Origin of the sequence: Micromonospora sp. NPDC049081 (genome assembly GCF_040648835.1) — a bacterium.
Classification (GTDB): Bacteria; Actinomycetota; Actinomycetes; order Mycobacteriales; family Micromonosporaceae; genus Micromonospora; species Micromonospora antibiotica.
On the sequence record NZ_JBEZEK010000003.1, the window covers coordinates 166,702 to 180,101 of the forward strand.

General features: G+C 72.8%; 15 protein-coding genes. 7 read left to right on the plus strand and 8 right to left on the minus strand.

The window, feature by feature from the left end:
* Nucleotides 1–7: 7 nt before the first annotated feature.
* Entirely contained in the window at nt 8–232 is a 225-nt protein-coding gene (locus tag AB0B63_RS07860; RefSeq protein ID WP_357015634.1) for a hypothetical protein, read from the plus strand.
* Nucleotides 229–516 carry a hypothetical protein gene (locus tag AB0B63_RS07865; RefSeq protein ID WP_357015637.1) on the plus strand — a complete coding sequence of 96 codons (288 nt, stop codon included), beginning with the start codon at nt 229–231 and terminating at the stop codon, nt 514–516. The genes AB0B63_RS07860 and AB0B63_RS07865 overlap by 4 nt, the downstream gene beginning before the upstream one ends.
* A 73-nt stretch (nt 517–589) precedes the next feature.
* On the opposite strand, the gene AB0B63_RS07870 is transcribed toward AB0B63_RS07865, so the two are convergent.
* From AB0B63_RS07870 to AB0B63_RS07880, 3 genes are all read right to left on the minus strand, one after another.
* The gene (locus AB0B63_RS07870; RefSeq protein ID WP_208567242.1) at nt 590–1,603 is read right to left on the minus strand and encodes a hypothetical protein; all 1,014 of its coding nucleotides are present in this window, start codon (nt 1,601–1,603) and stop codon (nt 590–592) included.
* 314 nt (nt 1,604–1,917) lie between these two features.
* Nucleotides 1,918–3,012, minus strand: coding sequence for a D-alanine--D-alanine ligase family protein (locus tag AB0B63_RS07875; protein ID WP_357015640.1), 1,095 nt, complete (start codon nt 3,010–3,012; stop codon nt 1,918–1,920).
* 150 nt (nt 3,013–3,162) lie between these two features.
* Nucleotides 3,163–3,396, minus strand: a complete 234-nt coding sequence (locus AB0B63_RS07880) for a hypothetical protein (protein WP_208567451.1) — start codon at nt 3,394–3,396, stop codon at nt 3,163–3,165.
* 256 nt (nt 3,397–3,652) lie between these two features.
* Here AB0B63_RS07880 and AB0B63_RS07885 point away from each other — a divergent pair, with 256 nt between their 5' ends.
* Together AB0B63_RS07885 and AB0B63_RS07890 are read left to right on the plus strand one after the other, a co-directional pair.
* On the plus strand, nt 3,653–4,498 hold the full coding sequence (locus AB0B63_RS07885; RefSeq protein WP_208567244.1) for a helix-turn-helix transcriptional regulator: 846 nt from the start codon (nt 3,653–3,655) through the stop codon (nt 4,496–4,498).
* A gap of 7 nt (nt 4,499–4,505) precedes the next feature.
* Nucleotides 4,506–4,715 carry a DUF397 domain-containing protein gene (locus tag AB0B63_RS07890; RefSeq protein ID WP_208567245.1) on the plus strand — a complete coding sequence of 70 codons (210 nt, stop codon included), beginning with the start codon at nt 4,506–4,508 and terminating at the stop codon, nt 4,713–4,715.
* A gap of 43 nt (nt 4,716–4,758) precedes the next feature.
* Here AB0B63_RS07890 and AB0B63_RS07895 read toward each other — a convergent pair whose 3' ends face one another.
* From AB0B63_RS07895 to AB0B63_RS07915, 5 genes are all read right to left on the minus strand, one after another.
* Nucleotides 4,759–5,811 (minus strand): ROK family protein, encoded by a 1,053-nt coding sequence (locus AB0B63_RS07895; protein WP_357015644.1) that lies wholly within the window; start codon nt 5,809–5,811, stop codon nt 4,759–4,761.
* 169 nt (nt 5,812–5,980) lie between these two features.
* Nucleotides 5,981–6,772 (minus strand): putative protein N(5)-glutamine methyltransferase, encoded by a 792-nt coding sequence (locus AB0B63_RS07900; protein ID WP_208567247.1) that lies wholly within the window; start codon nt 6,770–6,772, stop codon nt 5,981–5,983.
* 136 nt (nt 6,773–6,908) lie between these two features.
* Nucleotides 6,909–8,069, minus strand: coding sequence for a cystathionine gamma-lyase (locus tag AB0B63_RS07905; RefSeq protein WP_357015648.1), 1,161 nt, complete (start codon nt 8,067–8,069; stop codon nt 6,909–6,911).
* Nucleotides 8,066–9,073, minus strand: coding sequence for an NAD(P)H-dependent glycerol-3-phosphate dehydrogenase (locus AB0B63_RS07910; RefSeq protein WP_208567249.1), 1,008 nt, complete (start codon nt 9,071–9,073; stop codon nt 8,066–8,068). The genes AB0B63_RS07905 and AB0B63_RS07910 overlap by 4 nt, the downstream gene beginning before the upstream one ends.
* A 108-nt stretch (nt 9,074–9,181) precedes the next feature.
* A complete protein-coding gene (locus tag AB0B63_RS07915; RefSeq protein WP_208567250.1) occupies nt 9,182–9,907 on the minus strand; it encodes a lysophospholipid acyltransferase family protein in 726 nt (241 codons plus the stop codon).
* Between the two features lie 125 nt (nt 9,908–10,032).
* Between AB0B63_RS07915 and cofC the strand changes: the two genes are divergently transcribed.
* From cofC to AB0B63_RS07930, 3 genes are all read left to right on the plus strand, one after another.
* Nucleotides 10,033–10,716 carry a 2-phospho-L-lactate guanylyltransferase gene (gene cofC / locus AB0B63_RS07920; protein ID WP_357015652.1) on the plus strand — a complete coding sequence of 228 codons (684 nt, stop codon included), beginning with the start codon at nt 10,033–10,035 and terminating at the stop codon, nt 10,714–10,716.
* A gap of 62 nt (nt 10,717–10,778) precedes the next feature.
* On the plus strand, nt 10,779–10,976 hold the full coding sequence (locus AB0B63_RS07925; RefSeq protein WP_208567252.1) for a cold-shock protein: 198 nt from the start codon (nt 10,779–10,781) through the stop codon (nt 10,974–10,976).
* A gap of 219 nt (nt 10,977–11,195) precedes the next feature.
* The gene (locus tag AB0B63_RS07930; RefSeq protein ID WP_244252338.1) at nt 11,196–13,355 is read left to right on the plus strand and encodes an RNA degradosome polyphosphate kinase; all 2,160 of its coding nucleotides are present in this window, start codon (nt 11,196–11,198) and stop codon (nt 13,353–13,355) included.
* The last annotated feature ends 45 nt before the right edge of the window (nt 13,356–13,400 follow it).

The window sequence follows — 13,400 nt, forward strand, 5'->3', positions numbered from 1 at the left end:
ACCCGCCATGCTTGACGGGCGACCCGAACCGCCGTTCCGCGTCCTGATGGCCGGCTACGTGGTCGACTTCCACCACCGCAACGCCTGCCCCCGCTGCCAGCCCGACGGCTCCTGCCGCCGCCTCACCGCAGCCGCCGAGACCCTCCGCGCCTGGCGCGACCGGCCCGACCACCCCCCTCCCCACCACACCGGCCCCGATGCCGGTGAGCAGCAGCGGCCGGCCGCGCCGTGAAGCCCGGTGACCTGCTGCTGATCACCCGGGCGGCCAGTGTGCAGTTCATCCGCCCGATCCGGTGCCGGCTGATCCGGATCGACGACCGGCCGACGTACGACGGGTGGGTCTGGCTGGACGTCTACCAGCTCGACGCCCGGGACCGGGCGGTGGCCCGGCGGAGCATCTTCGTGCAGCGCGCCGGGGTGCGGCCGGCGGACCAGGGGCGGCAACCGCCGCAGCGCGCCACCCCGCGTCAGCCCACCTGCACGACGGCCCGCACCCGGGTTCCGCCGGAGCCCTGACAATTCGCATTCCGGGGGCCGCACGGCACGACAGCGCCCCGGCCGGTGGCCGGGGCGCTGTCCGGGGAGGGAATTACGCGGGAGAGCCAGCTTCTGCGTAGTCGTAAAGGCTCTTGATGTCGTCGTCGTAGTACGGGCCGTCGAATTGCCCGTTGCCGGGATTGTCGCCGTGGCTGACGGTGCTGTTGATGTATCCGGCGCCGATCGAGTCGTTGTATTCCTGCAACCACGGCCCGCCGCTGGAACCGTAGGTCATGTTGCAGTACATTCGGATCTGCTGGCCGCCGGCGTCCCAGGTGGTGCTCTGACAGTATTGCTGGCTCTCACCGCCGCCGAGGTTGGACGGATAGCCGAGGGCGGTGACCGCGACGCTGTAGCCCCAGTTCCACCGGAGCCCGTTGCCGCCGACGGTGTCGACGACCTTCGCGTTGTAGATGCCGCCGTTGGACATCACCGCGATGCCCATGTCCTCGGCGTAGCTCGACGAGCTGGCCCAGGCGCCCCGGGTGGAGAGGCTGTAGGCGACGAAGGTGCCGAACGGCCGCACCCCGTTGCGGTACCGGGGGACGAACTGCCAGTTGGTGTACCACTGACCGCCGCCGCCCTGGTGGACGCAGTGGCCGGCGGTGATCACGAGTCGCCGCTTGGCGCTGGCGACGGTGCTGGCCGAGCAGGAGGCGGTGCCGCCGCCGGGAACGGTGAAATAGACCTTGCCGACGGTCACCGCCTCGTTCAGCATCGTCCTGGGGCCGCCGGCGATGCTCGGGACCACCGGCGCGACCGTACCGGCCGGTCCGGTGGGCCTCGGCGCGTGGCTCGACGACGCGGCGGCCCTGCCCGACTTCGGGAAGTCCAGGTCGACGGCGGACGCCATGCGCTCCGGGGTCCAGAAGTCGGCGACCTCCTTCGCGATCTTCTCATTGGTGATCGCCCGGCCGTCCAGGGTACGGGCAATCGCCGTGATGTTTCCCTTCTGGTCGACCGTGGTCGAATTCGCCTCGGCTGCCGGCGCACCGGTCAGGATCAGGGTGAATGCCGCACCAGCACTCACGGACCAACGCAGAGCGGATTTCAAGAGGACCTCCATTTTGCCCCTTGCAGGTATCCGAACTCCGGCAGCATATTGAGGTTTTACTATTGATCACAACGCCGAACAATGGTTGTCAGGAATCCGTGCCACCCCACCATAATTGCCATAACCACCATCGGCTTTATTGCCCGTGGGATATGCCGGTGGATTACTCTCGCCCATTGACAGACCGGCCCCGACCAGGACCGCCCGAATCAGGGACCGACAACATGGTCGACCGGCGTCGGGAAGATGCCCGAACGCCGGTCTGCGGGAGGGCCGGCCGCCGCCGGTACGGAGGACCGGCACGGAGGTCAGTGCCGGTGCAGGGGTCAGTGCCGGTGCAGGGCCGTCCGGATCAGCCGGTTGACCAGCTTGGGGTACTCCAGGCCGCTGGCCGCCCACATCCGGGGGAACATCGACGTCGGGGTGAACCCGGGCATCGTGTTGATCTCGTTGAGGTAGACGTCCAGGTCGGGGGTGACGAAGAAGTCGACCCGGGCCAGGCCGGCGCAGTCCAGGGCGGTGAAGGCGCGGGTGGCGTACTCCTGGACCTGACGGGCGACCCGGTCGGGCAGGCCGGCGGGGACGTCGTACTCGCAGACCTCGTCGGCGAAGAGGTACTTGGCCTCGAAGTCGTACCACTCGCGGTCGCCGACCATCCGCACCTCGGCCAGCACGGACGCCTCGGGCGCCCCACCGGCCTCGCCCTCCAGCACGCCGCACTCGATTTCCCGGCCGACGATCGCGGCCTCGACCAGCACCTTGGTGTCGATCTCCCGGGCGGTGGCCACGGCGGCGTCGAGTTGCGCCCAGTCGTCGACCTTGGTGATGCCGAACGACGAGCCGGCGCGGGACGGCTTGACGAAGACCGGCAGCCCCAGCCGCTGCTTGTCGGTCTCGCTCAGGGTCATCCCGTTGCGCAGCACCGCGTACGGGCCGACCGGGATGCCCTCGGCGACGCAGAGCTTCTTGGTGAACTCCTTGTCCATCGCCGCGGCGGAGGCGAAGACGTTCGCGCCGACGTACGGGATGTCGGCCATCTCCAGCATGCCCTGGATGGTGCCGTCCTCGCCGTACGCGCCGTGCAGCACCGGGAAGACGACGTCGACGTCGGCGAGTGCCCGGGGACCCTCGGTGGGGTCGAGCACCAGCAGGCCCCCTGCGGTCGGGTCGGTCCGCAGCACGACCTCGGCCCCGGCCCCGGCGGTGATCTCCGGGAGCTTGCGGGCCCGGATCGCCAACTCGCCCGGGTCCCCGCTGGTCAGCACCCACTGGCCCTGCCGGGTGATGCCGACCGGCACCACGTCGTACTCGTCGGGGTCGAGCGCGCCGAGCACACTGCCGGCGCTGACGCAGGAGATGCCGTGTTCGGGGCTGCGGCCGCCGAAGACGATCGCCACGCGGGTCTTGCCTGGGGTGGTCACTCGGGTCACCTCTCGGTACGCGCCTGCGGAGCCGTCAGTTGCGCTCACCCGACTGACCTTACTGTGGGTGGCGACACCCCGATGGTGATACCCGGCAGGACGCGAACCGCCCTCGCAAACGGTCATCCACCCCGATACGGTACGTGACGCTCAGCCCGGGTCGGCGGGCAGGACGCGACGGCGACGCCCGACGGCGATCACCTTCACCCGCTGCCGCCCGGCCCGGACCATGCCCAGGGCCATGAACGCCCCGGCGATCCGGTCGGCCGCCTCCCGACTGTTCGCGCCGACGACCTGGCGGCGGCGCTCGGGGCAGGCCCGTTCGTCGCGCACCTGCGCCTCCACCGGCCGGACGTCACTGAGCACCACCAGGAACCGTGTCATCGCCGTCATCAGGCCCCTCACAGTCCGAAGTCCTTTCCAGACGATGGATGGCGGCGGCGGCACGTGGCGATCGGGAACGGGGGAGTAAACCCGATCGCCACGCGCCTCATCCCCTCCGGTCACTCACCACCGCCGTCGCCACGACAACCGTTGGTGAGGACTCCGTTACAGATTGACAGGTGGACAGGCGTGAATGCAACTCTCATCGACGTTCTCTCATGCACAAGTTCCCAAAGACATATGCCACCATCGACGTATGGCTCCCAAGACCGCTCGGGCTCGCCGCCTGGGCATCGCCCTACGCGCCCACCGGGAAGCGGCCGGCCTCACCCTGGAGGCCGCCGCCGACGAGATCAACAGCACCCGCAGCACCCTCAGCCGCTACGAGAACGCACAGACCCTGGTCAACCCGGCCACCGTCCGCGCGCTGCTCAGCCTCTACGGGGTACGGCCCGAGGAGATCGCCGCAGCGGTCCAGCTCGCCAAGGACACCCGTAAACCCGGCTGGTGGGTGCCCTACTCACACCTGCTGGACAAACGCACGATCGACTTCATCGCGCTGGAGGCCGAGGCCACCGCGATCGCCAACTTCGAACCCTCGATCGTGCCCGGCCTGCTCCAGACCGCCGACTACATCCGGGGCGTGATGCGGGGCGGGCCGCACACCCTCACCGACGACCAGGTCGAGCAGCGGGTCAAGCTCCGGCTGGACCGGCAGCAACGGATCACCGCCGCCGAACCCCCGATCTTCGACGCGATCATCGACGAGGGCGCGCTGCTGCGTCCCGTCGGCGACCGCACGGTGATGGAGGCGCAGCTGAGCCACCTGCTCAAGACGGCGGAGCTGCCGAACGTCACCGTCCAGGTGATCCCGCTCTCCGCCGGCTACCACCGGGGCACCCGGGGCTCGCTGCACATCCTGGAGTTCGCCGACCCCGAGGACCCGCTGATCGCCTCGGTGGAGACCGTGGCCGGTCAGATGGTCCTGGACCGGCCGGGTGACCTGCGGACCTGCACCAAGATCATGGAACATCTGCGGACCGTCGCGCTCAGCCCGGCGGACAGCCGCGACCGACTGCTGCAACTGATGAAGGGACGGTAGGAGACCGATGACACCGACGATCGGCGTGGCCCTGTCCGGGGCCGCCTGGCGCAAGAGCAGCCACAGCGGGGACGAGGGGGCCTGCGTCGAGCTGGCGTCACTGCCGGGCCGGGTCGCGATCCGCGACTCCAAGGACCCCGGCGGCCCGGTGCTGCTCTTCCCACCCACGGCCTGGGCCGCCTTCGCCACCGCCCCGCCGGCCCCACAGCGCCACTGACCCGGCACCGCCCCCGCACCGAAGCGGTGCGGGGGCGGACGGGTCAGTCGATCAGAGCGGCAGGCGGGGCGGCGGCAGGACGGACCGCCTCGGCCGCGGCGATGGCCACCCCACGCGCCCCGGCCATGTCCCGGTCCGGGACCAGGGCGAAGGTGACCAGCGCGGCCTGCTCCGCCCGGAGCACCGTGTGCGCCCGGACGGTGTCGAGGAACCAGTCGCGGAACTCCGGCGTCGCCTCCACCACCCCACCACCGACGAAGTACGCGTGCGGGTCGGCGAAGTTCGCGGCGATGGTGAACAACCGGCCGAGTGCCGCCGCCTGCTGGGCGAAGACCTCCCGGGCCAGCGGATCACCGTGCTCGGCGTACCCCCGTAGCAGCCTGGCGGCACGCTCGGGCGGCTCCTGCGCCAACGGATGCTCCGGCTGCCGGGACAGCCGGTACGGCAGCAGGTTACGGCCGATCGCGGTCAGCGAGGCGACGCTCTCCGCGTCCCCGACGAAGCCGCAGGCGCACCGCGGTTCGGGTTGACCGGGGGCGAGCAGCCCGGCCAGCGGGATGTGCACGTGGCCGAACTCCCCGGCCATCCCGGCCGCGCCGGTGACCACCCGGCCGTCGATCACCAGCCCGCCGCCGAGACCGGTACCGACGATCGCCGCGACCGACGACCGGGTCGCCGCCTCCGCTCCGAAGTGGACGTGGTGGGCGTAGAGCGCGGCGGCGTTGCCGTCGTTGTGATAGATCACCGGCAGGCCGAGACGTCGCTCCAGCGCCCCCCGCACGTCGAACCCGTGCCAGGCGGGCTGGGCGAAGTTCGTCGACCCCCGGGACGAGATGACGCCGGTGGCGCTGGCCGGCCCCGGGGTGTCCAAACCCACCGCCCGGACCTGCTCGCGGGGCACACCGGTGTGGGCCAGCACCCCGTCGAACGCGTGGGCCAGCGCCTCGATCGCCACCTGCGGCCCGGCGGTCACCTCGCTGGGGGTCTCCACCAGCCCGTCGACCAGGAACCGGCCGTCCAGGCGGAGCACGGTGGCGTTGTTGCTGGTGCCACCGTTGTCGAGGCCGACCACCACCGGCACGTCCACGCCGACCATCCGCCACCTCCAGCTGGGTCTGCTGCGAGGTTAGTTCCCGTTCCCGCCGCCCGTCACGCCCCCGACCGGGGCGAACCCGCCGTCGGGTCGCCCCGGTCGGACCCGACCGGCCGTTCGACCTCGAAGCGGTCGTCGGCGTCGAAGAGCACCCGGTCGGCGGCGGGGCCGCTCAGTCCGGGCGGCGGGCGAGGACCCCGGTGGCCTCCCACTCCTCGGCGCGCAGCACCGTCGGCAGCAGACCCAGCCCGGTCATCGCCTCACACAACGCCCCGGCCTGCCCGGCGCTGACCTCGACCACCAGGTGACCGCCGGGCCGCAGCCAGTCGACCGCACCGGCCGCCACCCGACGCAACACGGCCAGCCCGTCGCTGCCGCCGTCCAACGCCACCGACGCCTCGTGCAGCCGTGCCTCCGCCGGCATCAGAGCCACCGCCGGGGTGGGCACATAGGGAGCGTTGGCGACCACCACGTCCAACCGGCCCCGCCACTGAAGCGGCAGCGGGTCGTACAGGTCGCCCTGCACGACGGTGACGTCCCGGCCGGCCAGGTTACGGCGGGCGCAGGCCACGGCGGCCGGGTCCACGTCGACGGCGGCGAGCCAGCGGGGGGCGAGCCGGTCGACCAGCGCGACGCTGATCGCGCCCGAGCCGCAACAGAGGTCGACCAGCGCCGGGGCCGGCCCGGCGACCGACACGGCGGCTTCCACCAGCAGCGCGGTCCGGGCCCGGGGTACGAACACCCCCGGGTCGACGGCGACCCGACGGCCACAGAACTCGGCCCAGCCGAGCAGGTGTTCCAACGGTTCACCGGCGACCCGCCGGTCGGTCAGGGCGGTCAACACCTGCGGCGAGTCGGCGGCGGAGACGAGCAGCGTCGCCTCGTCCTCGGCATAGACGCAGCCGGCGGCGCGCAGCCGGGCGACGAGGGCGGCGTGATCGTGGGGGAACAGGTCGGATGCCATGGTGATGCCTTTCGGGAGCGCACGTCGGCGCTCCCACCGTCGCTACCGCAGCGACGGGGACTCGACGGGGAGCGCCGGTCCTGATGTCTGGTGGATCGGACTCACCTCCTCCGGTCGGGGCCCGTACGGGCCGGCATCACGATAGCGGACCGGCCGCCCCCGCGATGTCCAGTGCGGCGGCCACGTCGGCGACCAGATCGGCGGTGTCCTCCACCCCGCAGGAGAGCCGGACGAAGCCGGGGGCCGTGTCGTCGCCCCACTGCGCCCGCCGGTCGGCGCTGGTGTGCAGGCCGCCGAACGAGGTCGCGGCGGTGACCAGCCGGGACGCGACGATGAACCGGGCCACCCGGTCGGCGTCCCCGAGGTCGAACGAGAGCACCCCGGGCATCCGTCGCAGCTGCCGCGACGCCACCGGGTACGCCGGGTCCTCCGGGCGGCCCGGCCAGCGCAGCCCGGTCACGTCGGCCCGGCCGGCGAGCAGCCCGACCAGTGCCGCCGCGTTGGCGGACTGCCGGGCCAACCGCAGGTCGAGGGTGGCCAGCGACCGGTGGGCCAGCCAGGCGTCGAACGCCCCGGGCACCGCACCGGTGGTGGTCCGCCACCCGGTCACCGTCTCCAGCAGTTGCGCCGACCGGGAGGCCACGTAGCCCAGCAGCAGGTCCGAGTGGCCGGTCAGCGCCTTGGTGCCGGAGGCGACCACCAGGTCGGCTCCCAGGTCCAGCGGGCGCTGCCCGAGCGGGGTGGCGGTGGTGTTGTCCACCGCGACCAGCGCGCCGGCCGCGTGCGCCGCGTCGGCCACGGCGGCGATGTCGGCCACGTCCAGGCCCGGGTTCGCCGGGGTCTCCAGCAGCACCAGCCGCACCCCGTCGAACGACGGGTACGGCCCGGCGGTGGGCACGAAGCTGACCCGTACCCCCATCCCGGCGAGGGTGTCGGTGGCGAACGCCCGGACGGGGAAGTAGCCGTCGGCGGGCAGCAGCACCGTGTCGCCGGGGCGCAGCACCGCCAGCAGCATTCCGGTGATGGCGGCCTGCCCGGAGGCGAAGACCCGGCAGTCGCCCCCTTCCAGCTCCCCGATGGCCGTCTCCAGCAGCCGGCGGGTCGGGTTGTCCGGGCGGCCGTAGCCGTTCGGCGCCCCGGCCGGCCCCTGCCACGGGTCGAGGTGGTAGGGCGCGGCGAACACCGGGCCGGGCAGGAACGGCTGCCCCGGCACCGGCTCCGGCAGCCCGGCGTGCACGCACCGGGTCCCGTCGTGCCAGTGCCCGTGCTCCCCCGGTGGGACCGACTGGCCGCTCACTCGTACGACTCCGGCTTGGCGGTACGGCTCATCAGGGTGTCCACTGCCAGCCTCGGGTCCATCCCCTCGTGGCAGATCCGTTCGATCTGCTCGGTGATCGGCATCTCCACCCCGTGCGCGCGGGCCAGGTCCCGGATCGCCAGGCAGCTCTTCACGCCCTCGGCGGTCTGTCGGGTGGCCGCCTGCGCCTGCTCCAGGGTCTCCCCCCGGCCCAGGTGCTCGCCGAAGGTGCGGTTGCGGGCCAACGGCGACGAGCAGGACGCTACCAGGTCACCCATGCCGGCCAGGCCGGCGAAGGTGATCGGGTCGGCGCCGAGCGCCACGCCCAGGCGGGCGGTCTCGGCCAGCCCCCGGGTCATCAGCATCGCCCGGGTGTTGTCGCCGAAGCCCATCGCGGTGGCGATCCCGTAGGACAGGGCGATCACGTTCTTGACCGCCCCGCCCAGCTCGCAGCCGATCACGTCGTCGTTGGTGTAGGGCCGGAAGTACGGGGTGCGGATCGACTGCTGCACCAGTTCGGTGCGGCGGGCGTCGGTGCCGGCGACCACCGTCGCCGCCGGCTGCTCGACGGCGATCTCGGGGGCCAGGTTGGGGCCGGAGACGACCACCACCCGGTCGGCGGTGACCCGGGCGGTCTCCACGATCACCTCGCTCATCCGCCGGGTGGTGCCCAGCTCGATCCCCTTCATCAGGGAGACGAGGGTGGCGTCCGGGGCGAGGTGACCGGCCCACTCGGCGAGGTTGCCGCGCAGCGTCTGCGACGGCACCGACAGCACCACCAGCTCCGCGCCGGAGATCGCCTTGGCCGCGTCGCCGGTCGCGGTGACCCGGTCGGGCAGCCGCAGCTCCGGCAGGTAGTCGGGGTTGCGCCGGTGGGTGCGGATCGCCTCGACGACCTGTTCCCGCCGGGCCAGGATGGTCACCTCCCGACCGGCGTCGGCGAGGATCTTGGCGAACGCCGTCCCCCAGGAACCCGCCCCCAGCACCGCCACGTGGCCACTCACGCCGTCGCCTCCCCACCGTCGGTGACGCCGTACGCCCACGCGCCGGTCCGCCCGGTCCGTCCGCTCATGCCCCTGCCGTCCGTGCGTCGCGCCGGTCGATCCACTCGCTCATTCGGTCACCTCAGGAGTACGCGGACTGACGGGACGTTCCCACAGCGGCGGCGGTGTCCCGCCCCGGATGCCGGCGAGCAGGTCACGCAGGGTCAACATGATCTGGTCGGTCATCTCCTCCAGCACCACCCGGCCGGGGGTGGCCCCCGCCCACCGGCTCAGGTCGACCGGCGGACCGGCCACCACCGTCACCGGGGTCCGGGGCCGCAACCCCACCCGGCGGGTACGCGGGTCGAAGAGCCGTTCCGGGCCCCACAGCGCGACCGGGATGACCGGTGCGCCGGTGGCCAGGGCCAGCCGGGCCGCGCCGGTCTTGCCCCGCATCGGCCACAGCTGCGGCTCCCGGGTGATGGTGCCCTCCGGGTAGATGACCACCGCGCCGCCCGCGTCCAGCGCGGCGACCAGCCGGTCCAACGACTTGACCGCGACGGACGTCTCCCGTTCCACCGGGATCTGCCGGCAGCGGTGCAGGATCCAGCCGACCACCGGGACCCGGAACACGCTGGCCTTGCCGAGGAACTGCGGCCACCGGCCGGCGTCGTAGATGAAGTGCGCGCAGACCAGCGGATCGGTGTGCGAGAGGTGGTTGGGGACGATGATGACGCCCCCCGGACGGCGCAGCTCCTCGGCCCCGTGCCAGGTGCGCCGGGTCCAGGCCAGCATCACGGGCTTGACCAGCGCCACGGCGAACCGTCGCCAGAAACCCAGCCTGCGCCGTGTCACCCCTGCCTCCTCGTCACCCCGCGCGCCGCACCCCCACCGTTGCGGCCCGCAGCGGAAATCATGCCTGCTCGTCCCCGGTACGGCCAGTGAGGGGTACCGCCGTCGGCGCTGGCAGGATTGTCGACGTGGGCCAGGCGAGGTGGGTGGTGGTGGTACCGGTGAAGCGGCTCCGTGCGGCCAAGAGCCGACTGCGGGGGGCGCTGCCGGGCGTACCCCACGAGGAGCTGGCGCTGGCGTTGGCGGCCGACACGGTCGGCGCGGCGCTGGCCTGCCCGGCGGTCGCCGAGGTGCTGGTGGTCACCGCCGACCCGCAGGTGGCGGCGGCGGTCGGCGCGGCGGGCGCCAGGGTGGTGCCGGACCGCCCGGACTCCGGGCTGAACGCCGCCCTACGGCACGGCGTCGACGTGGCGGTCACCGACCGTGACGACCCGGTCGGAGGTGGGTGCGGGACCTGGGTGGCGGCGCTCACCGCGGACCTGCCGGCGTTGCGCCCGGCCGAGCTGGCCGCCGCACTGCACGCGGTCGGCACCGGCCCGGCGGGGGTACGCCGGTTCGTCTCCGACGCCCCCGGCACCGGCACCACGCTGCTCGCCGCGCCCCCCGGGGTGCCGCTGGACCCCCGGTTCGGGGTCGACTCGGCCGCCGCCCACCTGACCTCCGGGGCGGTGCCGCTGCCGGGCGGTTGGCCGAGCCTGCGGCGCGACGTCGACACCGCCGCCGACCTGGCCGACGCGGCCCGGCTCGGCCTCGGCCCGGCCACCGGCGCGCTGACCGGCGTCGTCCCGGCGGGTCCCGGCCGGCCCGGCTGAACCGGCCGGCGGCCCCGGACCGACCACCCACCCCGGCGACACCACAGGTGTACGGTGCTGACATGCAGGGCACCGTGGCGACCTTCGACGCGCAGACCCGCACCGGCGTGCTGCTCCTCGACGACGGCACCGAGCTGCCCTTCCCGGCCCGCGCCTTCGACGCCTCCGGGCTGCGCCTGCTCCGCCTCGGCCAACGGCTCCGGGTGGAAACCGGTCCGGACGGCGGGGTCGTCCGGGTGACATTGCCGACGATGGCCTGAACAACCCGGCCCAAGTTCATTTTGCGTTAACCGTAATCGGGTGATTATGAGCGGGTGAGCACCCCTCGCGAGCACCCCACCAGCCCGTCCGCCGCCACCGACCCGACCCGCAACGGCACCCGCCGCCGGGGCGGTTCCCGCACCCGCCGCGCCCCCGAGGACGTCGCCGCCACGGCACCCGACTCCCCCGCCGCCAGCGCCGCCGGGGCCTCCGCCGGCCTGGACGAGGTGCTCGACACCGGCGACCGGCCCACCGCCGACGGCGCGTCCACCGCCACGGGGTCGAGCACCGCCGACGGGGCACCCGCCGTCGAACCGCTGCCGGCGGACCGGTTCCTCAACCGGGAGCTGTCCTGGCTCGACTTCAACGGCCGGGTGCTGGCGTTGGCCGAGGACCCCGGCACCCCGCTGCTGGAACGGGCGAAGTTCCTGGCCATCTTCGCCAGCAACCTCGACGAGTTCTACATGGTGCGGGTGGCCGGGCTCAAGCGCCGCCTCTCCGCCGGTCTGCCGGTACGCGGCGGGGACCGGCTGCCGCTGCGTACCCAGCTGGAACGGATCACCGAGTGCGCCGCCGGGCTGGTCGCCCGGCAGGCCGCCTGCTTCGTCGACGACCTGCTGCCGCAACTGGCCCGGGAGGACATCCGGATCCTGCGCTGGGCGGAGCTGGACGACCCGGAACGGGAACGGCTGCGCACCTACTTCCGGGAACACATCTTCCCGGTGCTCACCCCGCTCGCGGTGGACCCGGCGCACCCGTTCCCGTACATCTCCGGGCGGTCGTTGAACCTGGCCGTGGCGGTGCGCGACCCCGACGGCGGTTCGGAGCTGTTCGCCCGGGTGAAGGTGCCCAACAACGTGCCCCGCTTCGTCCGGGTGGCCCGCGACCAGCCGGGGCTGCGGATGCTGCCCGTCGAGGAACTCATCTCGGTGCACCTGGGGCAGCTCTTCTCCGGCATGCAGGTGGTCGAGTGCCACCTGTTCCGGGTCACCCGCAACGCCGAGGTGGAGGTCGACGAGGACCGCGACGAGGACCTGCTCCAGGCGTTGGAACGGGAACTGGCCCGGCGACGCTTCGGCCCCCCGGTCCGGCTGGAGGTGGCCGCCTCCATCTCCGACCACATGCTGGAGCTGCTCGTCCGCGAGCTGGACATGGACGGGCACGACGTGCTGCGGGTGCCCGGCCTGCTGGACCTGTCGGCGCTGTGGCAGCTCTACGGCGAGGCGGACCGCCCCGACCTGAAGGACAAGCCGTTCGTGCCGGCCACCCACCCCCGGCTGGCCGAGGGCGAGGTGCCGCGCAGCGTCTTCGCCACCCTGCGCGACGGCGACGTGCTGGTGCACCACCCGTACCACTCGTTCGCGACCAGCGTGCAACGCTTCGTCGAGCAGGCCGCCGCCGACCCGAACGTGCTGGCCATCAAGCAGACCCTCTACCGCACCAGCGGCGACTCCCCGATCGTCGATGCGCTGGTCGACGCCGCCGCCGCCGGCAAGCAGGTGGTGGTGCTGGTGGAGCTGAAGGCCCGCTTCGACGAGGTGGCCAACATCGGCTGGGCGCGCACCCTGGAACGGGCCGGCTGCCACGTCGTCTACGGCCTGGTCGGGCTCAAGACGCACTGCAAGACCGCCCTGGTGGTACGCCAGGAGGGCAACCAGATCCGCCGGTACTGCCACATCGGCACCGGCAACTACCACCCCAAGACCGCCCGACTGTACGAGGACTTCGGCGTGCTCACCGCCGACCCGGAGATCGGCGCCGACCTGACCGACCTGTTCAACGTGCTGACCGGCTACAGCCGGCAGACCGCGTACCGGCGGTTGCTGGTCGCCCCGCAGGGCATCCGCAGCGGGTTGGTGGAGCGGATCGAGCGGGAGATCGCGCACGTCCGGCTGGGCATGCCGGGGCTGGTGCAGTTCAAGGTGAACTCGCTGGTCGACGAGGAGATCACCGACGCGCTCTACCGGGCGTCGCGGGCCGGCGTGCACGTGGACCTGCTGATCCGGGGGATGTGCACGCTGCGGCCGGGGGTGCCGGGGCTGTCGGAGAACATCCGGGTCCGCTCGATCCTCGGCCGGTTCCTGGAACACTCGCGGATCTTCCGGTTCGGCAACAACGGCGACGCCGAGTTCTGGATGGGTTCCGCCGACCTGATGCACCGCAACCTCGACCGCCGGGTCGAGGCGCTGGTGCAGGTCAGCGACCCGGTCGCCCGAGCCGAACTGGACCAGGTGATGACCACCGCGATGAGCCCGGACGTGGACGCGTTCGAGCTGGCCGCCGACGGCAACTGGACCCGGCGTACCGGCAGCGCCGAGCAGCCCCTGCACGACCTGCAGGAGCTGCTGCTGCGCCGGGTGGGCAGCTCCGCCGGCTGACCGCCAGGTCACCCGTCCGGCGGGCCGGGCGGGCGACGGGCCGGC

What these genes read in the sequence shown, in the direction of transcription:
- AB0B63_RS07870 (WP_208567242.1), bottom strand. Translation starts at nt 1,603, where the DNA reads ATGGAGGTCCTCTTGAAATCCGCTCTGCGTTGGTCCGTGAGTGCTGGT.
- AB0B63_RS07890 (WP_208567245.1), top strand. Translation starts at nt 4,506, where the DNA reads ATGACACCGACGATCGGCGTGGCCCTGTCCGGGGCCGCCTGGCGCAAG.
- AB0B63_RS07900 (WP_208567247.1), bottom strand. Translation starts at nt 6,772, where the DNA reads ATGGCATCCGACCTGTTCCCCCACGATCACGCCGCCCTCGTCGCCCGG.
- AB0B63_RS07860 (WP_357015634.1), top strand. Translation starts at nt 8, where the DNA reads ATGCTTGACGGGCGACCCGAACCGCCGTTCCGCGTCCTGATGGCCGGC.
- AB0B63_RS07885 (WP_208567244.1), top strand. Translation starts at nt 3,653, where the DNA reads ATGGCTCCCAAGACCGCTCGGGCTCGCCGCCTGGGCATCGCCCTACGC.
- AB0B63_RS07895 (WP_357015644.1), bottom strand. Translation starts at nt 5,811, where the DNA reads ATGGTCGGCGTGGACGTGCCGGTGGTGGTCGGCCTCGACAACGGTGGC.
- AB0B63_RS07880 (WP_208567451.1), bottom strand. Translation starts at nt 3,396, where the DNA reads ATGACACGGTTCCTGGTGGTGCTCAGTGACGTCCGGCCGGTGGAGGCG.
- AB0B63_RS07925 (WP_208567252.1), top strand. Translation starts at nt 10,779, where the DNA reads ATGCAGGGCACCGTGGCGACCTTCGACGCGCAGACCCGCACCGGCGTG.